This window comes from Floridaenema flaviceps BLCC-F50, assembly GCF_041929275.2.
Classification (GTDB): domain Bacteria; phylum Cyanobacteriota; class Cyanobacteriia; order Cyanobacteriales; family Aerosakkonemataceae; genus Floridanema; species Floridanema flaviceps.
In genome coordinates this window covers 2,707,741-2,731,473 of record NZ_JBHFNR020000001.1, presented here as the reverse complement: position 1 = coordinate 2,731,473, position 23,733 = coordinate 2,707,741, and the positions used below count along the sequence as shown (strand labels likewise).

Below are 23,733 nucleotides of genomic sequence, written 5' to 3'. Positions count from 1 at the left end.
ACATCAATCTTTAGGTAGAAATTAATAAGTAGGTGTAAATAAATAAAGTGATAAGAGTTATATTCGGATGGGGCGGGCTAGGAGAGCCCACCCCACAAGAAAGCTGTAACTCTTGTGGGGTGGGCTCTCCTAGCCCGCGCAAAATCAAGTTCTTGATTATTACTGAATCGGTGTTCTAGTTGTGAGTAGAGATATTTTAACTCCTCCATTAGCTGAATTTAATTATCGCCAGACACCGATGAATTCAATTGATTTCTACCTACCACAGGTTGAGATAGTGGTTCTTGGGCAAGTTTTTCCATACCCACTGACTTTAACAATTCTTGCCAATCTCTGATGACCATTGGATCGTTGGGATTGCGCCGTCGGAGTTCGGCTAAATTACTTAAAGCATCGTACCAAATCCCGGCTTTTGCATAGATAGTAACGCGATCGATCGCTGATTTTGCTGTGGCTAACTCTTGTTGCACATTAGGTTTTGGAGTCACCCGGCGAATCGCCCCTGATGCTACTTCGTTACCAGTTAAATCACCGGAATCTACCGCCTCTGGATCGCAAATTAAAGTCACTGACCAGAGATAATTTTTATTTAATTCCAAAGCTGGTAAATTGCTAGTATTAGGAAGACTAAAACTAATAATTCCCGCTCCTCGATTAATCTTAAATTTAGTTTTGTAAATCTCCTTTGCCGGAATCTTCTTTTCCTCTTCCGCAGGTGTTTTTAGCACAAATTCTATCTCTGGGTTACTTTCTGGTAATAGGGGAGGCAGATAAACTGAGAAAGTAGGATACTCGGCTGTGGTAGTACCAAAACCGTTAACTGGCACCAAAGGCATGACTTTATCGTTGGCACTTTTCTGAACACAAGGGCCTCTTGTGCCTCCACCTTCTCGCCTCCCAGGACTACCAATATTACCATCTGGTTCGTAAGCGCCCCAATTTGTTGGTAAACTTTGGTTATTTGGTCTTGGTGATTGTGCAGCAACTCGGAGGGGGACGGGAGAAGCGATCGCCAAAGCCAAAAATAATAAGATCCAAGGATTAGTAAACTGTAAAATCCGAATCATAGTTAAAATAACAGTACCCCTAAAGTACTGAGCAAAGGTTTAATAGTAACAGACGAGTGAATCTAACTTAGAGTTTCTAGTTTTTAGTAGCGACTTACTCCCAGGCAGTTCATTCGTCTTAACCCAAATGAAACACACTCTGGAAATTAAGCTACTCGACTGATTTATCTTTTAATATCTATTCTCTACAATAATGCTTAGGAGCAATCTCCGCATCAGGAATATCCCCTATCTGGAGTTTGAATCATCTGTTAGCAAAATTAACGAGAAACGATATCTCTTCCCTTTGGTGTTCCATCTGAGCAGTTCAAAAGCCACAAAGTTGTATAAAATCTGATCTGGCTTTGTTCTGCTCACAGAGCTATCTAGCTTATTTGTTAAGGTAACTACTGGTCAATAGTTTATTGTAACAAATTTAACTGTTAACCATGAGCAAGCCATGCTCAAACTTGGACTTGGATGCCACCTTTCCCAAGTTGAGAGTTTAACAAAGGGGCGCTAACTAACCAACTTTTACCCGATCAGGCTATGGTTTCTTCAACCCAAGAGTTTATGTTTAGAACAATTAGACCATTCGCAGCTTATGCAATTCAAGATATTAGCTGTTTGGGCGATCGCTTAATTGCCCTAGATCATACAACCGGATATCTCTTACAAGTTAATCTAAAAAATGACGACACCACTATTTTAAATCCCGATCGGGTTGGGGAATTCTTAGATGCTACGGGGTTTGCTGTTTGGGAAGACAAGCTGTGGTTTACTAGAGATGAAGATGTTTACTTTTGTAATTTGACAGACTTTACGCCCCAACATTTTGTAAGTTTGCCTTACACCGCCAATGGCATAACAGTTTGGGAATCAACACTTTATGTTAGTTGCCAAAAAACGGGTTACATTTACATTTATGATGCTCAAAAAGGAAACTTAATTACCAGATTCTATACACCGGGAATCGGTCGAGAACATTTGACAATTAAAGGCGAAGAAATTTGGGTCGCTGATGACGAAGAACAAACAGTATTCTGTTTAGAACGGGCGACAGGGGAAATTAAATTTAGCTTATTAACACCTTTTGAAAATCCCACAGGGTTAGCTTTTTATCACGATCCCGAAACTGACAAAGAAGTACTTTATGTTGCTTATGCCTATAAAGAATGTTACGTTAGAGATGACCCAAACTCCGACCCACCACAAGAATTAGATTATCGCGATCGCACCTTCATTCATCCCCTCTATTTCCACTATTATCCCGAAGGAAATTACGCCTTATCTAATGGTTATTTAATGGAAGTCAGCTACGTTGAAGAACTCTCACAACTAGAAGACGTGCATTTAGAAAACTTAGAATGGCGGATCGCCCTGCCATCAGAAACCTTGCGCCAAAAAATTAGGGAAATTTACCCCATAGGTCGTCCCTTTACCGAAGAAATTATTAACGGACAAAGGGTAGCAGTGTTTAAATTTGACAAACTTACACCACAAGAAAGGCACATTTTTGGGTGGAAAGCACTGCTAGAAGTTTACAGCATTAAATATCGGTTGACCCCAAGAGATGTAGAAAAATTGCCAGAATTAGCACCAGAACTTCAAGAGAAATATTTGGTAGATAATGACGATTTGGCAATGGATACACAGATTATCCGTAATGCTGCCAAAGAAGCGATCGGCACAGAAACAAATCTCATGCGGAAAATCTATAAAATTCGCAACTTCGTTTATGATAAACTTTCCTACGGCATCAAACCTCACATCGATCCCCCAGATGTCGCCTTACAAAGAGGCGTTGGTTCTTGCGGCGAATATTTAGGGATTTTATTAGCCCTTTCCCGCTTAAATGGGATCGCCTGTCGCACAGTCGGACGTTACAAATGTCCGAAAAATCCCGAATATCAAAATGTACCTTTGTCCCCCGATTTTAATCATGTTTGGATGGAATTCTACGTCCCTGGTTTTGGTTGGTTGCCAATGGAATCTAACCCCGATGACACAGTAGAAGGAGGCCCATATCCCACTAGATTTTTTATGGGCTTATCTTGGTATCATGTAGAAATTGGCAAAGGTATCTCTTTTGAAAATATCACTTCTAACAGTGTACTTTTGAATAAAGAATCTGTTTCGATCGGAGATTTAGCCCTAAATCACATCCGGTTTACAATTCTATCAGAACTACCACCTTCTTAGGGACTCTCGGAGATGGGGAGATGGGGAGATGGGGAGATGGGGAGATGGGGAGATGGGGGGAAACAATTTAACTACCTCTTCGACTCCCCCCACCCCCCTACCTCCCCACCCCCCCCCCTTCTTCCGAGTCCCCAATCCCAACTCAAAATTCAAAACTCTTAGAAATGGAAGTAATCCCAGCGATTGATTTATTAGATGGTAAATGTGTGCGACTGTATCAAGGAGATTATTCGCAGTCGCAAGTTTTTGATGAAAATCCGGTTGCTGTTGCTAAACAGTGGGTAGAACAAGGGGCAACTCGATTACATTTAGTAGATTTAGATGGAGCAAAAACCGGAGAATCGGTTAATTTAAAAAGTATTGAAGCGATCGTCCAAGCAGTACCAATCGACGTAGAAGTTGGCGGGGGATTGCGCGATCGCACCAGCGTTGCCACACTATTAAATATCGGAGTTCGTTGGGCAATTTTGGGAACCGTTGCCGTAGAAAAACCCGAATTAGTCCAACAACTTTGTCAAGAATTCCCCAGTAACATCATTGTCGGAATTGATGCCCGGAATGGTAAAGTTGCCACCAGAGGTTGGTTAGAAACATCCGAAGTTACCGCCCAAAATTTAGCCCAACAAATGGCCGAAATGGGTGCAGCGGAAATTATTTATACTGACATTCATCGGGATGGTACTCTTCAAGGGCCAAATTTAGAAGCATTGCGAGAATTAGACCAGCAATCTTTCCATTCCCGTAATAGCTTCTGGTGGCGTAAGTTCTTTAACTGACCTTTTCAGTTTACTCGCTTTAGAACCTTTGGGCGTGCGAGGTGCGATCGTTGGACGCGCCATATATACTGGAGATGTTTCACTCAAAGAAGCAATTCAAGCCGTAGGTTCTGGGCGTTACCAAGATGTACCCCCAGATTTAGGAAACTCAACTTTTGCTTAAGTTCTTAACATCAATTAAGTGATTTTTCAGATAGTAAGGTAAGCATAGCCCACCTTACTTTCCTGAGAATTTCTTCCTGAAAATCCACTAACAAACTAGGACTTACGCACTCTCTTGCCCAAACCCAGATCCCCCCTAGCCCCCCAAAACACAAGGGGGGAATTTAAGAGAGCCCCCTTGTGTTTTGGGGGTTGGGGGATCGCCAGTGCGTAAGTCCTACAAACTTCTAACTGACAGCTTGAATTGACTGAATCTGTGGTGATGTAGCTATTTTGCATACCGAACTAATATGATTAGCCGATTGCGGCAACTGGCAGCTATCTTCTGGTTTAATTTTATAACACCAATTTGGTTGAGATTTTAATAATGCTTCGGCGGCTTTTTCATCCAAAGGTTTAGAGAAAAGATAGCCTTGGGCAAATTCACAATTAAGGATTTGTAATAGACTTGCTTGTTGGACAGTTTCTACTCCTTCTGCAACTATATTCATCCCTAAAGTATGAGCTAAAGTAACAATAGCTTTGACAATTTCTACATTTCTGCCACCCGCATCAATCCGACTAACAAAAGATCTGTCTATCTTTAAAGTATTGATGGGAAATTGATACAACCGATTGAGAGAAGAATAACCAATGCCAAAATCATCTATATCTAAGTTGACTCCTAAACTCCGCAGCTTTTCCAATACGTAATTAGCATTACTGTGTTCCATGATGGCGCTTTCGGTAAGTTCGAGTTTTAGGGAATTGCGATCGCACCCAGTTTCCTGCAAAATTAAATTTACCTTTTCAATTAATCCAGGTTGAGCAAATTGTTTACCCGAAAGATTTACACTCATGGTTAAAGGCGTTTCTTTGGCAAAAGTTAACTGCCAAATTCGTAATTTTAGGCAAGCTTCCCGCAACACCCACCAACCAATCTGATTAATTAATCCCGTTTCTTCAGCTACAGGAATAAACTGGGATGGGCAAATTAAACCATCTTCGGGATGTGACCAACGTAATAATGCCTCAAACCCAGTAATTTCGCCTGTGGTCAGAGAAACAATTGGCTGATAATGTAATCTTAATTCTTGTCGTTCTAAAGCCCTGCGTAAATCTGTTTCTAAACGTAATCTATTCACCGCTATTTGGTGCATAGTTTTGTTGAACAGACAAGCACGAGCTTTACCCAATACTTTAGCCCGATACATAGCAATATCAGCATCTCGCATCAAATCTTGGGCAGAATCGTAGCCAGCCGAAGATAAAGCAATGCCAATACTAGCAGTAGTAAATACCTCTTGTCCTTCTAATTTTAGCGGTTGTCTAACGCTATTTTGAATGCGGTTGACAACAGCGGTAATATTTTCCAATTCTTGAATATTGGTGAGCAAAATTCCAAATTCATCCCCACCCAATCGCGCTACAGTATCACTAGGTCGCAGGCTAGATTGCAGACGTTTGGCGATCGTTTTAAGCAATTCATCTCCGGCTAAATGCCCTAAACTATCATTCACTAACTTGAAGCGATCTAAATCTAAAAATAACACAGCAAACAAGTAATCTTGACATTCTTTAGCTTTAGCAATTGCTTCTTCTAAACGCCTTGCCCATAATGTCCGATTCGGCAAACCTGTTAAACTATCATACAAAGCATTATGAATTAATTGCGCTTCCGATTTTTTCCGTTCAGTAATGTCTCTTTGTACTCCCAAATAATGTGTAATTCTACCTTGGGCATCCCGAATTGGTTCAATATGCCATTCGTTATAAAATTCTGTACCATCCTTGCGATAATTAATCGCTTCCCCGTAAAATACTTCGCCACCCTCTAAAGTTTTTCGCAATCTACTTAAAACAGTCCGGTCAGTATTTGGCCCTTGCAAAAAACGCGGATTTCGACCCATCACTTCTTCGGCAGTATAACCCGTCATTTTAGTAAATGCCGGATTAACAAATACTATACTGGGCCCCGGAGGTTCCAAGTCAGTAGAAGTAATGATCACCGCATCTTCAGTATGTTTAACTGCTTCGGCTAAGAGTCGTAACTGTTCCTCTGTTTGCTGATGTTTAGTGATATTAAGTACAGAAATTCCGATTAAACCAACTACCTCGTCGTTTGCCTGCACTAAAGGTGTAACGTGATTGTCATACACCATATTAGCGATCGTTGATTGCCAAACAATCTCCTCGCCCGCTAAACAAGCCCGAACATTAGCTAAAAAGTCGGGTAAATCATGAAAAATCTCAAATATTGACTCCCCGACTACTTGCTGTGAGTTTAACCCTAAAGTCTCTAGTGCTTTACCTTCAGCAAGAGTAAACACACCGTTCCCATCCAAAGAGTAAAAAAATACAGGCGCTTTACTGATGATTTGCCGAAGTAAAGCTTCTTCTCCACCTGCAAAAAGTTTAACTGCCTGATGTACTTCTCGGAAGAGGAAATTTTGTAGTGGTACGACTTTGCCATGACGGTGATTGTTATTAGTCTCGTTATGGCTTTCTTTTTGTTCACCTGGAATTTCTTGGGGCTGGTTAACCCTATTTTCCTGGCTGTGGGTATATCCTTTTAATGGCATAGTTTTTAGGCTAAAAATTTGGGCTAGGGAACTCGACTCAGTAGGTGTAATGCTTGTGTAAGCGGTGACTTACTAGTTTTATTTAACGATCGATCGAGTATGTATTTACAAATCTTAAATATCTATTTAACAAATTTAATGGTAAATCTTAAATCTATCTTAAGGAATATCCTTTTTATTCCTTGTTATAGAAGACACATTTTGCATTGCTAATTGGTAGGATTAATTACAGAAATCCCGCGAAGCGTTTTTCAGAAATTTATGTATTAACTGGAGAATCTGTGTTATAGTGATAAATCTGAGGACGCATAGCTCAGTTGGTTAGAGCGCTACGTTGACATCGTAGAGGTCACTGGTTCGAGCCCAGTTGTGTCCATTCCCTCAATCCCTTTCACAGCAAGCCTTTTAGCCTTGGTCATCCCTTACTCCCGATCGTTATCTGACCTATCCGAGTCAGATTCAGAAATGTCGCTTTGTGGAGTCTCACAGACGCTCTTGATGAATATTATTCCGCTGCTGAGTTAGCATTCTCTAAATTTACGGGACTGCGGGCTAGTGGAAAGAACGATCGCTGGCGCAGTCTGGTTGCGTTTCGCTGTGACTTCAAAGGCATCAAAGAAGGTGAAGGCGGTAATAAATCCTATTGCTGCAAAGTTGAGAAATATGACCAACCTTCGCTCGAAAATCTGCGAACTTGGTTTTTGGGAAGCAAAGACAAAAAGGCTGCTGTTTGGGAATTGTTCGACATGAATGCGGCTGGATTTGCGTTAAGTGGCATCTCGGAACCCACCAAATCTGCTTTGCCATCAGCCCCAGCCTTTTGGCAAAATGCCGCCTACGGTATGGGAAGCGATCGGTGACTTGCCAGAAATCAGTAACTATCCTGAATTGTTGAAACAAGATTGGGTTGAAATCCAGTCCTTGCAATGGATTACACCACTCTCAACTTATGAGACAAGAAATTTGAGCAATTTCTGATTGGTCTAACACACGAATTTGTGAGGGACGTAAGCTTTGACGTGCAGTGCGATCGCGTAGCGTGCCGTATAGCCACTTAAACACCCTGGACAATCCCTCGATCGTAGGGATTTTTTATTTATGAGGCAGTGGTGCGCTTGCCACTTCTCTGTTTGATTTTTGTTGATAAAACTTTTGCTGCCAACCGAATTTTTCAGCGTTCGATTCAAACTAAGGCAGAACGGGAAAAATTAGTCGCTCAGATTGCCAACCGGATTCGTAACTCCCTTGATGCAATACATCCCGACGATCAAAAAAAAGTTGAAACTGCAATCGAAGACGCTATCCAAGGAAAAGGGGATTATAATCTGGAGTTTCGCATTTAGCGAACCATTTAGATCCGCGTTAACCAAATATCCCTCTTTTGTCCTATACAATCCGCGCTTAATTCGTTTACCAGAAAACTGGTATTCTTTGGGATTGTCGGCATTGTAAATCGGTATCTCATCACCGTCTATTGCACTTGCTTTAGAGGTGTAAGATTCCTCTTGTTCAATGTAGTTCAATAAGAAATAACGATATTTAGGCAGGTAATCAGGAAGTTTCACTTTTTGGTGATAACTCCCGTTTTTAACTGCACTTATCAATCCGTAGAAGCTTTTAAAGGTTCTGTCTACCACTTTCAATGTTTGCTGTGCAATATCTGTATTGAGAAGCTTGTAGTTCTCATTGGTTTTACACAGATGGTAGGCAGATTCATAGCGCAAGTGCTTTTGTTCCTGAAAAAAGTATTGCCGCACCGCATACAAACCTACATTGTAGAGGTTCTTGCTCAGTCGGCACAACTCACGCAGAGCAACAAATTCAGACTTATTCAGTTCTCTGATTTGGTTCTTTTGCGTCAGGTACATAAAACAAATCGAGTCATGGTAGAGCAAGAGTACGATTTGGTTTGGAGGTGGAATTTTACAGGCAAGATCGCCTGGTTCATGATAGAAAAGTTGTTCCCGAAAATGTTGCAATGAAACCCCTGACTTTAAACGAAGGCAAGAAAAAACTTGTCAGTCTGCTCAAAGTAATATCTCCAGTTGTGATAGTCGCTGCGATCGCATTAGAATTATGGAATCTTGAAGCCAGACTAACGACCAATCAGTTCAAGAGCAGCTTGATGCCAATTCTGTGGTTAGGACATTTCGCAATTGCAGTTCATTTAATCGAGGCAGTTGTTGCGGCTATTTATGCACCAGCAAAAAAACACCAGCCGATTCAATATGGCGTTTATACTTTTTTTGTGGGTACGGTTGGTTTATGGGAACTGTTTGAGTCTGATACAACAACATCAGAATGGAAAAGTCTCAAATAATCCTCAGACCAGAGATGCGATCTCTAGCAACAACCGAAAGTTTCAGTCAAGTCCTTGGGGTTGTTTGTCTGGATGTGATCTTGAACTAGAACTGTTTGATTTGATTTTTCAGTGTGATAGTTGTCAACTGGGCTGGTGAGTAGATGAGGTAGCCTGTAAAGGGCTATAAAGAATAAACTGAAATAAACCATAATAATTGTGAGACATTAGATGGAATACCCGATGCTTCCTCAAGATTTTCGAGTATATGTGGGTGAGGGAAGTGTGATTAATCATCCCGTCCCTGGCTACCAAGAGCGGATTTTGCCTACGGTAAATCGTTATCAAGGTAAGGATGGAGGTTATATTGCTATTTACTCCCGTAATCCTGTTCATGGGGTTTACAGCGTTGGAGGAGGCATTTATGTCATTGGACAAATTCGTTTGCAAGGAAAGTATGTTGGCAGGATTTTTCACCCAGCGGGATACGAGGGACAAGATATAAGTGCTCTAGAAGAATTTAAGCAACTGGCTGACGAAACCTTCTCTGCTTGTCAAGGAGATTGTTGGGCAGGAGGGGATACGGGAGGATGGTTTGGTATTCCTTAATGGGGAGGTGCTGCTGAATAAAAAAGCTCCTATTGATAGGAGCATGAATAAGGGTAATAAAACTAAATCTCAGGGCTAAATCCACTTTTGGGAAACGTATTTGAGAGCGGGAAAATTTTCTTAACAGAGAACTTGGCGATCGCTCTGACTAACATTCAGTAGACCGAAAACTTTTCGGTCTACTGACATTATGATTATTCGTCAAATACTCTGAAATCCATTCACATCTACAATGTTAACTTTGGTAGCAAGTTACTGATAACGTGCCACCAGTGCTAACATTGACCGATTAACCTATTACCCAACGCTTGACTGCTTCCCGCCCTTGGAGGGTTTGGAAATAATGGAAGTGATCGCAATCCAAAACTTCAACTCTCAAGTTGGAATATGCTCCACCCCTGACACCACGCATACTAGATAACCCAACTGCAATATCGTTTTGTTCCCCAAATAAGTTATCAAGAGTTCGATCGAGCAGTTTCTGAGCAAGTCGGTTGAGACGATCGTGCTCTTCCTCGCTCAACTGATTCTCTCCCGCTAACACCAGGTATGGAACATTTGATGGTTCTTTGAGAGCGTTGAGCCGATCCAGGATCGGGGAGTTGACTGTCAAATCGGTAGCACCAATACCCTGCTGGTAAAGCTGCTCTAACAAATAGTTAAACATCCCCAAAGGTGCAATAACCGAGGCGCGATTGATGAGTACCGTAAACAGGTAGACTATTCCTCGACCAAGAGTGGCGAGTGTTGAGCCCTTATTGGGAGGACCCGCCATTACCAATTTGTCAACAAACTCGTGACCGCCTGAAAGCTCGATCGCACAACGAGAAACCAGACAACCCATACTGTGGGCATAAATGTGTACAGTAATTTGATCGTCAGAGCCAAAGCCACATTTCTGTTGTAAGTCCTGGGCTAGCTGTTTACCATTTTCTTCAACGCTGGAGCCAAAAGTCTCGTAGTCCCAAGTTAATAGATGGTCATAAGGGAGAACTTGATCGCGCAAAAAGGGAGCAAACGTCTCAACCATCTCTCGTGTGTCAGCAGTAAAGCCGTGGACAAAAAGAGCTACCTTATCCCCAGGTTTGAACTCGTTGCGCTGAATATCGCGGTATTCAACCTTGCCGTTAACCAGTTCTGCACGCCGCAGACCTATATCTCCGGTGTAACGCCCCATCTTCTTATAAATGAACAATTGAAGGGTACGACCAAGGCCGCGTTTACCGGGTGCAACAGGTGATGGCAACTTTACCACGTCCACCGCGTTTCCGCCAGGGGCTCCATAGCCGACTAGCAAGTAGTCCTCGCCATCGAAAGCTATGGGCAAAAGGTCTGCCCCTTCAGAGTTAGCAACGGCTGGCAGTTCCAAGCGGAGTGGGTTTTCCGGCGTTATACTTTGGCGCGATGCCTCATCTACATCAAAAGCGATGACGAGTGCTCTTGAACCGAAACTGCTCTCAACACTGCGAGTTCCTGTACGTCCAACAGGCTGGAAGAGGTCTGGAAAGCGATCGAGACCTGGTGGTAATTTCAAGCTGGGATCGCCTTCTATACTCCGAGTTCCTTGGCTCAAGGTGGTCACAGACACTTCACCCTGAAAACCTTCAGGTTTGACTAAAGTTAGTCCGTCGTTCAGAGTAATAGTTTCAGCGGAGGCTTTCAACGTTTTTCTTTGAAAGCCACGCACGACAGTAACAGAAAGAGACGTTGTTGCCCAGTCTTCTAGGTTTTTCTTTGCCGCAGAGCTGGCAAAGCGTTTGCCAGAGAGAACACAGTCCAATAGTTGCTCTAGAGCAGAAGAAGCTGCTCTCATTTTTTGAGGAGGTGGAACGTTTAACCCTTTCTGTTCCAGCAACTTGAAATCAGTAGGGTTGGTGGTAACGATAACTTTCAAATAATCCCGACAAGAATCCCACCCTTCAGGCAAGCTAAAATTTAACCGTTCCTTCCGGTTATCAAAACCTATGGTAAGTTTTCCACCTTTTGCTTTGATCTCATCTTGTTGACGCAATTGCGGATACTGAAGTGTAATACTATAGTCAGGATTCAGGAGCAAAAGGTAAGCATAGATAGGTTGCGACGATTCGTTAATTACCTCCAGAACGTAGTCATTGAGTTCTTCACGTTCGGGGTTGAAGGTGAGAGTGATTTCCCCTCCAGTTCCAACAGCTCCAGCCGGAAGTTCTTCAGTCAGAGAACCGTCGTACATATAGCGAAGTAGGCGGAGTTTCACTTTGCCCACTAGCTCCGATGACTCATTATTAACAAGTTTCTGGAGAGTACGGTAGCGAACAATACTTTCTAGAGAATGAAGTACAGCTATCTCATTACCACCCTCATCTTTGATATCTTCTGGAACAACCAGCTGCTCACCTGTGCTGTTGTAGATGCTTAATTTGCCATTAGCCGCTTTCACCCGTAAATCGGCTACTTGATCGGGATTTTCCAGCACCTCCAGGTAAGGTGAACCGCTATCGGGGCTTGCTCCCTGAATGGCTTGACGCAAATGTGCGATCGCCAACTCGTTTTCTTCTCCTAGATCTGCCTCCAAAGCTACCGTCTGGCGCAGTCCAGCATAAATGTGTTTGGTAATTAGACCACGAGCGAATTTGGGAATAGTAACTATTGGCATACCCTCCTTAATTTTGGCAATGGCTGTGGTTGCCAACGCTGAGGTAACTTCGACCGTAGTCAAAGGAGTAGGCAAATCGTTCTTAGTACGCACTTCGGGTGGGTAGAGAGCTACTTCAGTACCCTGAAGCAATCCATGAATCTGACCAGAGCTTAGAGTAACTTCATTTCCTTCTACCTTCTGCACAATAATGAAAGGGTCTCGCTCGACCCGCACCCCTCCAAAGACCACACGATCGCGATCGCCCTCGCACTGCGGCATCTGCTTATCATTATAACTATTTACCTTAACTGCTACCTGTTCGTAGAGGTCGGCATAGGTTGTGTTGGGGGTTATTTGACGCAGGGCTTGCAACGTGAAGTAGGTTAGAGCACCATGCCAGACCTCCTTCCCTTGATCGCGGCTGAGATACTCCTGCGATTTTTCGTCGTCGCGACAACCTGCCAGAAGAACATGGGTGATCCCTTCAGTAGCCCAGCCACTCGCACCTTTCCCTCGACTTTTTACACCTGTTCGGATGTCAGTATCCAAGTCTGGTGGTGGGATGCGATTATCAGGTTGAACATTGCGAGTTTTAGCTAAATTGGGGTTGCGATTTGGATCGCGAGTTCCAGTACCCGAATGGCAACAGTCGAGAATTACGGTAATATTGTTGCCCTTTCTTTCTGCAAGTCTATCTAGCAAGGCGGCAAGAGTCTTGTCAGGGATATCAAAAACTCCATCTACTCTACTGTCATGGGGGACTATAGTTTCTTTTTGTCCATCAGGCTCTTTTGGGTCAGGCATCTGAGAACCGTGACCGCTGTAGTGGAAGAAAATCTGGCTTCCAGGCGGAATGTCTGGATTGTTGATTAAGTCCTCAAAGGCTTGAAGGATATTTGCCCTGGTCGCCTCTTGATTAGTTAATAGACGGATGTGATTTTCGGGAACGCCCAGTTGATTTATGAGGAAGATCCGCATAGCCTCAACATCATTGACGCAGCCACGCAGGTTGTCCTCTTTCTTCAGGTACTCATCAATGCCAATTAATAGCGCCCATAGGGAAGAACCATTTGGGATGTTAGATTGTTGTGCAGCCATAATTCATCTCCTGAAATTTGTAGGTATTAACAGCTGTTCCTAGTTCTCTGCTTTGACCGTTCTACTGAACTAAGAAAATAAATGACACCAAGCGCAGCGCAACTTATGCAGTTTCCTGGAAAAGGGCTTGCTCGGCTTCACCAATGAGCGTAAAAGCAGCCCAATTCGCTGGATTGGGATGTTTTGCCTTGATCGTTAGCATTGCTTGGCGCAATGCTTGGGCTTTGTCTAGACGACGTTGCAGATTTTGATAAAACTCAACCATGAAGGAGGCAGTGGGAGCATCTGGTACTGACCACAGGGAGGCAATCACGCTGGGAACGCCTCTAGAAATAAAGGAGCGAGATAACCCAATCACACCATCTCCTGTTAATCTTCCCTGTCCAGTGTTACAAGCACTCAGAACAACTAACTCAGCTTTCAGCATCTTTAAGTTAATGATTTCTGTAGCCGTAAGCCAACCATCATCTGTTTGTGAGGGCGCTAAGGCGATCGCTCCTGGCACCTTTGATTCCTCAGCCTCATCAAGTAACCCGTGAGTTGCTAGATGAATAATTCTTGCTGTTGGCATCCGCTCGACAATGGCAACCTTGGTAGCTTCATCACCTATAAGCGCTTTAGTCTTCAAAAGCGGAGCAATGTCTTCAGCTTCCTGTTGTGCTCCTGGAAGAGAACTCAACTGGTGAGACTTAAAAAACGGCATAGTAGGATTACCGACTAGCAGTACATCGTTCCCGGTTACCTCTTGAACTCGTTGTTGGTGTTTGCGAGTTAGCTCTAGGACTTGGATAGAAGGAGCCGTAAGGATAGTGTGTCGCTCAATCAGATATTTACCAGAAGCATCTGTGAGGGCTGGGAAGGGAACGAGGAACAGGCTGTTTTGCGGGATAAAAATGACCCGCTCATCTGCATCTTTTGGCAGAAGGTCAGCAATAGGTTCGATGAGTATTTGATAAAGTTGATCTAATCGTTTTTCTCGATCGACCTCGCTATACACTTCTTTCTCAGCCGATCCAACAAAGCGCGTTTCCCTAACACCAATGGATTGACGGGCGATCGCAACCAAATCTTCTAGAGAAGTATTAAATTCCTGCAATAGAGGTTTGAGGTTAACGTGGCGAAAGGCAATTTCGCCAGTGGGTTTAATAACCCAAATAAATAAAGTTGACCACAAAATTGAATATTCAACCAAGGTGGCATTTTGCTCTTTAGCGATTTGTTGAATCTGCTGGAGAGTGGGAGAAGTAATTTCTGTTTTTTCAGCGAGTTGCCCCTCTAACTCCTTGCTCAATAACTCCACCAGTGCCCTAGCTCGACCACGTTCAGCAATTTCCAAAGCTGCCAAGGGTTTCTCTTGGTCAATGAGGGCAGCTTGCAGTAAATGATAGGTTCTAGCTTGCTGCTCAAAGATTGACACTTTAAAGTCATCACGCTCGCCCAATCTTCCCCGAACGCGCTCCCAAAGTTCAATTCCCTCGCGTAGCCTATTTTCTGCTTCCTCGATTTGATTTAAGTATAGGTAGGCAAGCCCTATATCAGTCAAAGTACTTGCTTTTCCAGAGAAGTTTTTGAGTTGCTCCATGATTATCAAACTCTGCTCGAAGTGCTTCAACGCTTCGATATATTGGCCTCGTACAAGACAAATGCTTCCCCGAAAGCCTATAGAGTTCCCTGTACCGATCTGATCCCCGAGTTTCTGCTTAAGCTCCAAGCTCTGTTCGTTGTAATTCCACGCCTGCTCTAAATTTCCTTCATCATAGTAAATTTCAGCCAAATCCTGTAGAGCATTGGCTTGTCCCTGTTTTTCGCCTATATTCTCAGCAATTTCCAAACTCTTTTGGTAATTTTTTTTTGCATCAGCTAAATACCCCTTAACCCTGTAATAGCTTCCCAGACCTTGCAGACTACGTATCTGCAACCAGCAAGATTCACTGTCTATAATCTTGGCAATCTCCAAGCTCTGCTCGTAGTAATTTTTCGCTTTCTCTTTCTGCAAGTGACCCAAGGCATCGTAACTCCTTCCCAGATCGAATAAAGCTCCAGCCTCTAAAAGGCTATCGTTCAAGTCCCGCGCAATGGATAAACGCCTCTGGTTGCACTCTATTGCCTGGGCATAATTGCTCGTGTAATTATAAGAATCTTGCAAATGGTACAGAGCATTCAGCTCTCCTTGGAGGTTTCCTGTCTCTTGGAATATAGTTTTAGCCTGCTCATAACACCTAATTGCCTCAGGAAAATTCCTCCACTCTCTAGGAGCCGAATAATGAACTTTTCCTATACAGGTTAGAGCAATTGCCTCTCCGTGGCGATAGCCTATCTCCTTAGCAATGTCCAAACTCTTTTTGCAAACGTCTATTGCTTTGCCTAAGTTCCAGTCATGCGGGGGATGGTAAGAGTTTCCCAGATTATTCAGAATGTCTACCTGTAGAAACCTACCAATGTTGGTGTCTATCTGCTTAACAATAGTCAAACTTTGCTCATAGAACTCTCTAGCTTGCGAAAGATTCTGATTCTGTAAGAAATAATTTCCCATAGCAACTAATAGCTGAACAGCGATGTTCCTTAAGCGATTAGAAGCATCTATGTTTCCCTGCACTTTCAGATTGGCTGCAATTTGTAGCATTATCTGCACTAACTCAGCATTTATCAGGTCTTGATTAGCATTCAAAATCGCTGCTTCTTCGCCATCGGAACATCTCAGTAGAACATCAATCAGATTGAGATAGGGTTGGTATTGTTCTTCGTTCATAGTCAGCCTCAACGAGTTATCCCTCATCAGTTAAATGTCATTAAACTGTTGTCAGCAAAAATAAAAAATGTGTGAGAAGAAATGTCAGTCAAATGAACTCTTCCTCTGATTTAATAGGTGAAACCAAGTTTTACTTATGCAATTTCTTAGAAGGTTTTTCCCTCACCACACAATTTGTTTGACAATTTCACCTTATAAAAGATTTAATCGATGAGACAGTACCCTTAAGGGTACTCTTCGGAAAGTAAGTTACTATACCGAAATTTCAATATTACTAGGAGAAAGAGTTTAACCCTTAAGCCACCCGCCAGCCTCAACTTGAATCAATCGTTAGCTTTTATGACAGGTTACTTTGATGGAGATGGTTGTGTCAGTTTAATTGAAAAGGGACGAGGGCTTCGGATTAATTTAACTTTCGTTGGTACTCTAGAAATGATGGTATGGATTCAAAAGCTTTGCGATCAAATAGCACCACCAATTTCTGGCCGTGAAGGTTCACAAGCTAGAGCAAAAGAAAGAATTGCAATCTACGGTGTCTCTGGGAGACGAGCAGAAATTATTGCCAGAAAAGTCCTTACCCTTAAAATCCCTAAATTAGCAAGAAAGTGGGATAAAATAATACAGCGCTTTTTAGACCTTAAAGATAAAAAATACACTCAGTTGACACTTTTTTAGCTAAACGCTTAAAAATCAGTACTGAATTTAGGTAAACAGCAGCGAATATATGGATCTACGATCGCACTTTGTTAATACTAATTAATAGCCTTTAATCCTACATTCCACAAGCATCGACACGCTCAAGCAATGTACCAATCCAATCCCGATATCGTGGATACATATAACTTGGTATTGACTCGCCAAATTCGGTTGACTCTCCAACCAACGCGATCGCCTAATTGCTGATAATCTTTACCCACAGATTGATAGATTTCCTTTTGTACCGAAAAGCCGAATTTTCCATTACTAGCACTCAGCCATAGTTGATTAATAACCTGCAAATCACGGCTTGGAATTTGAGCAATCAGAAATTGCTCCAACACCCGAATTTGTGATGGACGTAAGCTTTGACGTGCACTGCGATCGCGTAGCGTGCCGATGAGCGTATCGCTCATTGGTATCCAATTTTAAGATAAAAAAGCAAACGTTACTAAGACAAGCAAAACTGTTGAGTATCGCAGGTCGGGACATTGTTTGCTTGCCATCCACTATAAAACAGCTAAATTCACTACTTTTTTCCAAAATTTTTGTATAATAGTTATCCAGGTAATCAAAAAAGAAATGTTAATCTATCTCCCTAACTTGTTAGGTTTCAAATTTAGTAAATCTCAGAAATAAATCATTGGCAAGTAAGAGAATAATCATAATGAATCTAACAGGATATCAACTCAACAAACAACTGTACAATGGTTCGAGAACTATTGTGTATCGAGGTGAACGAGAATTTGATGGTTTACCAGTCGCCATTAAATTAATGAAAAATCCTTATCCAAATTTCAGTGAATTAGTCCAATTTCGCAATCAGTATACCATTGCCAAAAATTTAAATTCTCCCCGAATTGTCAAAACCTATAGTTTACAAACTTACCAAAATGGTTATGCCTTGGTAATGGAAGACTTTGGGGGAGTTTCTTTGTCTGATTATTTCCAAGTTCGGGAAAAATTACCTGCCCAATTGCTGCCAGAATTTTTGTCGATCGCCCTAGTTCTGTGCGATGCCATAGATCTGTTGTACCGAGAACGGGTAATTCATAAAGATATTAAACCCAGCAACATTCTGATTAATCCTCAAACCAAAGAAGTTAAATTAATCGACTTTAGTATTGCTTCCCTGTTACCCAGAGAAACCCAAACCCTATTAAACCCGAATGTACTAGAAGGAACATTAGCTTATATTTCACCCGAACAAACTGGCAGAATGAATCGGGGAATTGATTACCGGACTGATTTTTATTCATTAGGTGTAACTTTTTACGAATTATTGACAGGAGAGTTACCGTTTCAATCAAACGATCCTATGAAGTTGGTGCATTGTCATATTGCCAAACCGCCAAAATTAGTTAATCAAATCAATCCAGACATTCCTGCCGTCCTATCAGAAATAGTAGCCAAATTGATGGCGAAAAATGCTGAAGACCGCTATCAAAGCGCATTAGGACTGAAATGGGATCTAGAACAATGCTGGCAACAATTGCAAGCAAAAGGTAAAATTGAAACCTTCCCGATCGCGCAACGGGATTTGTGCGATCGCTTCATCATCCCTGACAAACTCTATGGCAGAGAAACCGAAGTAGAAATCCTCCTTCAAGCATTCGATCGAGTCAGCCTTGGCGCAACAGAAATGATGCTGGTTGCTGGGTTTTCTGGAATTGGGAAAACTGCTGTTGTCAATGAGGTGCATAAACCAATTGTCAGACAGCGAGGATATTTTATCAAAGGCAAATTTGACCAATTTGGGCGCAATATTCCCTTTTCGGCATTTGTCCAAGCCTTTCGAGATTTAATGGGACAATTATTAAGCGAAAGCGATGCCCAGATTCAACAATGGAAACAACAGATTTTAGGAGTTCTGGGAGAAAACGCACGGGTAATTATTGAAGTAATTCCTGAATTAGAAAGCATTATTGGCCCGCAACCAGCAGTAGTAGAATTATCAGGAACGGCGGCGCAAAATCGCTTTAACTTATTATTTCAAAAATTTACCCAAGTCTTTACCAGAGTAGAACATCCCTTAGCGATATTTTTAGATGATTTGCAATGGGCAGATTCAGCATCTTTGAACTTAATGCAGCTATTAATGGCTGATACGGGTTATCTTTTCATCATTGGTGCCTACCGCGATAACGAAGTCTACCCAGGTCATCCATTAATGTTAACTTTGAGTGACATTGCTAAATCACGATCGACAATTAATACGATTACTTTAGCACCGTTAAGTCAAGTACAAGTAAATAAATTAATTGCTGACACGCTCAAAACTTCAGAAGATATAGCTGGTAATCTTTCGGTATTAATATATCAAAAAACTCAAGGCAATCCTTTTTTTACCACCCAGTTTCTCAAAGCATTGTATCAAGATGGACTGATTCAATTTGATTTTGAGTTAGGCTGTTGGCAATGCGACATCACGCAAATAAGAACTCAAGCAGTGACAGATGACGTTGTAGCTTTTATGAGTTCTCAATTACGCAAACTCCAGCCATCAACTCAACAGATTTTACAGCTAGCAGCTTGCATTGGTAACACTTTTGATTTAGCAACTTTGGCAATTGTTTCAGAACAATCTCAAATCGAAACAGCAGCCAGTTTATGGAAAGCATTACAAGAAGGATTTATCGTACCGATCGGTGATTTTTATAAGTTTTACGTCTGGCAGGAAACCACAAAAACTACATCAGAAAATCAAGAAACTGTTACATATAAATTTTTACACGATCGCGTCCAACAAGCAGCTTATGCTCTGATTCCCGATCGCCAAAAACAGGCAACTCATTACCAAATTGGTCAACTACTCCTGCAACAAGTTTCAAAAGAAGCCAGAGAAGAACGCATTTTTGAAATAGTCAATCAATTAAATTATGGAACTTCTTTAATTAGCGAACAAACACAACGAAATGAACTAGCACGACTTAACCTCACCGCCTGTCGCAAAGCTAGAACTGCCACCGCCTATCAAGCAGCGCGTGAATATGCCACAGTGGGACTGTCTTTATTGGGAGAAAATCCTTGGCAACAGCAGTATGAAATGAGCCTTGCTTTTCATGAATTAGCGGCGGAAGTTGCCATGCTATGCGGTGACTTTGAGGCGATGGAAAAGTCGATCGATATTGTCACCGAACAGGCACATTCGTTGCTAGAACAAGTCAATGTTTACCGCATTAGGATTCAAGGTAAGACTTCCCAACGCCAACTCAATGAAGTGCTGGAGATCGGCATCAATATCTTGCAACAGTTGGGCGCAAACATTACCGAATCACCCACACCCGAAGATATTCAACAATCAATCCAAGAAATTAGGGAATTGATTGGCGATCGCCAAATTGCAGATTTTGTCTACCTTCCTGTGATGACAGATGCAAATAAAATCGCCATTACCCAGATTGCCAGCAGCATCATGGGAGCAGCTTACACCCGTGGATCTCTTTTGTATCCATTACTAGCTACCTTGTTAGTCAAATTATTCCTGCGACATGGCAATATATCTCTTTCTGCTAGTAACTATACTTGTTACAGCTTAGTTCTCTGTAATATGCAGAATATAGATTTAGCTGCACAGTTTGGAAATTTGGCATTGAATGTGGCAGAAAAGTTCGATGATAAAGCAACTAAATTGGAAGTATTTTTCCTGCTGGCAAGTTATATCCTCCACCGCAAATCTCACCTCAAAGAAATGTTACCCCTCTTGAGTGAGAGTTATACCCTTGGGCTAGAAGTTGGAAACCTGGAATACTCTGGATATGCGGTTCACAATTTCTGTTGGATTTCTTCTTGGTGCGGTCAACCGCTGGCTAACTTGGAGGAAGATACACGCACTTACTACCATGCTTTAGTGCAACTAAAGCAATTGGGAACAGCTAATTACTGTCTGATTTATTGGCAAGTTATTTTAAATTTACTCGGTTTGGCAGAGCATCCCACCATTTTGTCTGGATCGGCTTTTCAAGAGACAGAATTTCTCCCCCGGTTGCAGTCTGCAAACGATATATGTGGATTATATATTTTCTATTCGTATAAGTTGATGCTTTGCTTTTTGTTTGGGGAAGTTGAGCCAGCTAATAACTATGCCTTTAAATGCAGAAAATATTTTATGGCGGGTGCGGGAACAGTTGCCGAACCTGGGTTTTATTTCTATGATTCTTTGGTAGCTCTAGCACTATTGAGTCAACCGTCATCGGAAGGATCGACTCTATTAGAACGGGTGGCAGAAAACCAAAATAAGTTACAGCATTGGGCGGATTATGCTCCCATGAATCACCAGCATAAGGTCGATCTCGTAGAAGCCGAAAAATGTCGAGTTTTAGGACAGAAATCCACAGCCATTGAGCTATACGATCGGGCAATTTTGGGAGCCAAAGAAAACGAATATATTCAAGAACAAGCTTTAGCAAATGAATTAGCCGCTAAATTTTATCTCAATTGGGATAAAGAAAAAATCGCTCAAATATATATGCAAGAAGCCTACTATTGTTATGCCCGTTGGGGTGCCAAAGCCAAAGTCGCCGACTTAGAAAAACGCTATTCCCAATTACTCGCCCCTATATTACAGCAAAGCCGTTCGACCCTTTCCACCGACGAAACTATCTTCGCTATGGAAACCGTCACCTCTGCGAGTACTGCCACATCCAGTACTAGTGTTTCTGTGGCTTTAGATTTAGCTGCCATTCTTAAAGCTTCCCAAACTATCTCCAGCGAAATCGAACTAGAAACACTCCTGTCATCGTTGCTGAGAATCGTCATGGAAAATGCGGGGGCTGATAAATGCGTGTTAATGCTGTGGCGAGATGAGCGCCTGCTAATTAAAGGAACAATTACTGAGGGAAGCGACCCAGTAGTATTGCAAAGGATTCCGGTTGAAGATAGTCAGGAAATTCCCCTGAAGCTCATTTATAAAGTCAAGCACAACAAGCAGACTGTGGTGCTAGTGGATGCGACAGCAGAGCCAACTTTAGCCAACGATCCCTATATTATTCATCAGCAACCTAAGAGTATTTTGTGCAGCCCAATTTTACACCAAGGGAAGTTGATGGGCATTTTATATCTCGAAAATAATTTAACAGTGGGTGCGTTTACTAGCGATCGGGTAGAAATCCTGAATCTACTTTGCACCCAAGCCGCCATTTCATTAGAGAATGCCCGACTTTATCAAAAATCCCAACAAGCATTACAAGACTTGCAACAAGCTCAATTACAGATCGTACAAAGCGAGAAAATGTCTACTTTGGGTAACTTAGTTGCTGGTGTCGCTCACGAAATGAATAATCCTTTGGGGTTTATTTCTGCGAGTCTCCAAGAAGCTAAACCCACCTTCATAGATATTATCGAACACTTAAAACTCTATCAAGAAAGTTTTCCCGATCGAACTGATAAAATTATAGATCATGCTGAAGAAATTGATTTGGAATATAGCTTAGAAGACTTGCCCAAAATGCTAGATTCCATGTCTATAGCCTGCGACAGATTAAAAAATTTCAGCACCAGTTTACGCACTTTCTCGCGTGCCGATCGAGATGAAAAAGTGCCATTTAATATTCACGCTGGTATCGATAGTACCATTCTCATTCTCAAACATCGCTTGAAAGCCAACGAACAACGTCCAGCGATTGAAGTAATAACTAATTACGGTGATTTACCTGACATTGAATGCTTTCCCGGTCAATTAAATCAGGTATTTATGAATATTATTGTTAATGCGATCGATGCGGTAGAGGAATCAAATATGGGACGAACTTTTGCACAGATCAAGGCAAGTCCCAATCAAATTAGCATTCAAACATCCTTAGTAGATAACCAGGTGGAAATTCGGATTGCTGATAATGGTCAAGGGATGACATCGGCAGTCAAAGCCAAAATATTTGACCATTTATTTACGACCAAAGCTGTCGGCAAAGGTACGGGGCTAGGGTTAGCGATCGCTCGTCAAATCGTCGTCGAAAAACATCAGGGGACGATCGAAGTCGAGTCAACAGTTGGTTGCAAAACCGAGTTCTGCATCCGACTGCCAATCTCACCATCATAAAGACGATCGAATCGGCTTTCCCATAGTTACTGGAGTTTAGAGTAATTCTCCCGGAAGCTACCAGTAGAGGTTCTTTGGTAGACAAAAACTCTATTGGTAGAGTCCGAGAGAACTAAAACCCGCTAAAAAGGCTATTTAGTCTAAACTCCAATGTTTAGTTGATGACCAAAATACTGGAATGCGATCGCAGTTAATCACAGTTTCAGTAAATCGAAAACTTTTGCGATCGCTCTGGTTCTGGCGTAACCGATCCGATCGCATTCAATTAACTGTTAACAACTAAAATTTACCCAAGATAAGGGTATTGTTGGGGTTTAGTTTTCAGTAGTTCTTCCCAGTATTTTATCGCATTGCGTTTGGTGGTTTCTTTATCGCGCTGTTTGTGAACTCTACATATTTCCATAAGAAAATATGTCAGTTTAATCGCCGTAAATAAATGAACAAACCCTACAGCCTTTAAGTGTTGTAAAAACAAGTGTAGAATAATTTGTAATTTCTGTTTATGTCGAAAGTGTCGCCACCATTGCATTTGATGTATGGCAATACTATTTGGGTAATTGAGCGTAGTTTCTACTTGAGTCAATTTATCTTTAGCTTCTTCATAAAACTGCAATTCTCGATCGTAATCACCTGCTTGATAAGCGCGATCGGCATCATCAGCTAATTGATATGCTTCACTGATTAATTTACCTGCGGTTGCTGACTGTTGTTGACTATAGCCAAGTTTTGTATAGATATTAGCGGCGGCGGTTGCTAATTCTGTAAACTCAAGAGCATCATGCAACCAATATATTTGTGCTTGGAGTTCACCCAAGATAACAGCTAAATTTTTATTCATGTTTCTCATCCGGGTACATAAACAAATAAGTAAGTTTAGTTTATGC

Annotated in this window: 14 protein-coding genes, 1 tRNA gene and 2 pseudogenes; 9 read left to right on the top strand and 8 right to left on the bottom strand. The window is 42.0% G+C overall.

Going from position 1 to position 23,733, the window contains the following annotated elements:
- Positions 1–218: 218 nt before the first annotated feature.
- On the bottom strand, positions 219–1,067 hold the full coding sequence (locus ACE1CI_RS13165; RefSeq protein ID WP_413264289.1) for a DUF928 domain-containing protein: 849 nt from the start codon (positions 1,065–1,067) through the stop codon (positions 219–221).
- Between the two features lie 552 nt (positions 1,068–1,619).
- Between ACE1CI_RS13165 and ACE1CI_RS13160 the strand changes: the two genes are divergently transcribed.
- Positions 1,620–3,248: a transglutaminase domain-containing protein gene (locus ACE1CI_RS13160; RefSeq protein ID WP_413264290.1), complete on the top strand. Its 1,629-nt coding sequence runs from the start codon at positions 1,620–1,622 to the stop codon at positions 3,246–3,248.
- Between the two features lie 164 nt (positions 3,249–3,412).
- A pseudogene (hisA, locus tag ACE1CI_RS13155) lies at positions 3,413–4,187 on the top strand (1-(5-phosphoribosyl)-5-[(5-phosphoribosylamino)methylideneamino]imidazole-4-carboxamide isomerase).
- Between the two features lie 226 nt (positions 4,188–4,413).
- Here the strand turns inward: hisA and ACE1CI_RS13150 are convergent.
- Complete coding sequence (locus ACE1CI_RS13150) at positions 4,414–6,747, bottom strand: putative bifunctional diguanylate cyclase/phosphodiesterase (RefSeq protein WP_413264292.1); 2,334 nt, start codon at positions 6,745–6,747, stop codon at positions 4,414–4,416.
- 302 nt (positions 6,748–7,049) lie between these two features.
- Between ACE1CI_RS13150 and ACE1CI_RS13145 the strand changes: the two genes are divergently transcribed.
- The 3 genes and pseudogenes from ACE1CI_RS13145 to ACE1CI_RS13135 all read left to right on the top strand — a co-directional run.
- A tRNA-Val gene (locus ACE1CI_RS13145) sits at positions 7,050–7,123 on the top strand.
- Between the two features lie 70 nt (positions 7,124–7,193).
- Positions 7,194–7,607 carry a DUF5895 domain-containing protein gene (locus ACE1CI_RS13140; protein WP_496615611.1) on the top strand — a complete coding sequence of 138 codons (414 nt, stop codon included), beginning with the start codon at positions 7,194–7,196 and terminating at the stop codon, positions 7,605–7,607.
- 246 nt (positions 7,608–7,853) lie between these two features.
- Positions 7,854–8,030: pseudogene (locus ACE1CI_RS13135) on the top strand (hypothetical protein); the annotation flags it as partial.
- Here the strand turns inward: ACE1CI_RS13135 and ACE1CI_RS13130 are convergent.
- Positions 7,956–8,615: a hypothetical protein gene (locus tag ACE1CI_RS13130; RefSeq protein ID WP_459564051.1), complete on the bottom strand. Its 660-nt coding sequence runs from the start codon at positions 8,613–8,615 to the stop codon at positions 7,956–7,958. The pseudogene ACE1CI_RS13135 and the gene ACE1CI_RS13130 overlap by 75 nt on opposite strands.
- A 110-nt stretch (positions 8,616–8,725) precedes the next feature.
- Here ACE1CI_RS13130 and ACE1CI_RS13125 point away from each other — a divergent pair, with 110 nt between their 5' ends.
- Both ACE1CI_RS13125 and ACE1CI_RS13120 read left to right on the top strand, forming a co-directional pair.
- Positions 8,726–9,067: a hypothetical protein gene (locus tag ACE1CI_RS13125; protein WP_413264295.1), complete on the top strand. Its 342-nt coding sequence runs from the start codon at positions 8,726–8,728 to the stop codon at positions 9,065–9,067.
- A gap of 210 nt (positions 9,068–9,277) precedes the next feature.
- Positions 9,278–9,655, top strand: coding sequence for a hypothetical protein (locus ACE1CI_RS13120; protein WP_413264296.1), 378 nt, complete (start codon positions 9,278–9,280; stop codon positions 9,653–9,655).
- A 289-nt stretch (positions 9,656–9,944) separates the two neighbouring features.
- On the opposite strand, the gene ACE1CI_RS13115 is transcribed toward ACE1CI_RS13120, so the two are convergent.
- Complete coding sequence (locus ACE1CI_RS13115; RefSeq protein WP_413264297.1) at positions 9,945–13,367, bottom strand: DUF7379 domain-containing protein; 3,423 nt, start codon at positions 13,365–13,367, stop codon at positions 9,945–9,947.
- 103 nt (positions 13,368–13,470) lie between these two features.
- Positions 13,471–16,116 carry a CHAT domain-containing protein gene (locus ACE1CI_RS13110; RefSeq protein WP_413264298.1) on the bottom strand — a complete coding sequence of 882 codons (2,646 nt, stop codon included), beginning with the start codon at positions 16,114–16,116 and terminating at the stop codon, positions 13,471–13,473.
- Between the two features lie 339 nt (positions 16,117–16,455).
- Here ACE1CI_RS13110 and ACE1CI_RS13105 point away from each other — a divergent pair, with 339 nt between their 5' ends.
- Positions 16,456–16,791: a hypothetical protein gene (locus tag ACE1CI_RS13105; protein WP_413264299.1), complete on the top strand. Its 336-nt coding sequence runs from the start codon at positions 16,456–16,458 to the stop codon at positions 16,789–16,791.
- A 122-nt stretch (positions 16,792–16,913) separates the two neighbouring features.
- On the opposite strand, the gene ACE1CI_RS13100 is transcribed toward ACE1CI_RS13105, so the two are convergent.
- Entirely contained in the window at positions 16,914–17,228 is a 315-nt protein-coding gene (locus ACE1CI_RS13100; RefSeq protein ID WP_413264300.1) for a GUN4 domain-containing protein, read from the bottom strand.
- Positions 17,229–17,479: 251 nt separating this feature from the next.
- On the opposite strand from ACE1CI_RS13100, the gene ACE1CI_RS13095 reads away from it, so the two are divergent.
- The gene (locus ACE1CI_RS13095; protein WP_413264301.1) at positions 17,480–22,849 is read left to right on the top strand and encodes a trifunctional serine/threonine-protein kinase/ATP-binding protein/sensor histidine kinase; all 5,370 of its coding nucleotides are present in this window, start codon (positions 17,480–17,482) and stop codon (positions 22,847–22,849) included.
- A 135-nt stretch (positions 22,850–22,984) separates the two neighbouring features.
- On the opposite strand, the gene ACE1CI_RS13090 is transcribed toward ACE1CI_RS13095, so the two are convergent.
- Together ACE1CI_RS13090 and ACE1CI_RS13085 are read right to left on the bottom strand one after the other, a co-directional pair.
- Positions 22,985–23,110, bottom strand: coding sequence for a hypothetical protein (locus ACE1CI_RS13090; RefSeq protein WP_413264302.1), 126 nt, complete (start codon positions 23,108–23,110; stop codon positions 22,985–22,987).
- Between the two features lie 25 nt (positions 23,111–23,135).
- On the bottom strand, positions 23,136–23,687 hold the full coding sequence (locus ACE1CI_RS13085) for a protein kinase family protein (RefSeq protein ID WP_413264303.1): 552 nt from the start codon (positions 23,685–23,687) through the stop codon (positions 23,136–23,138).
- Positions 23,688–23,733 lie beyond the last annotated feature (46 nt).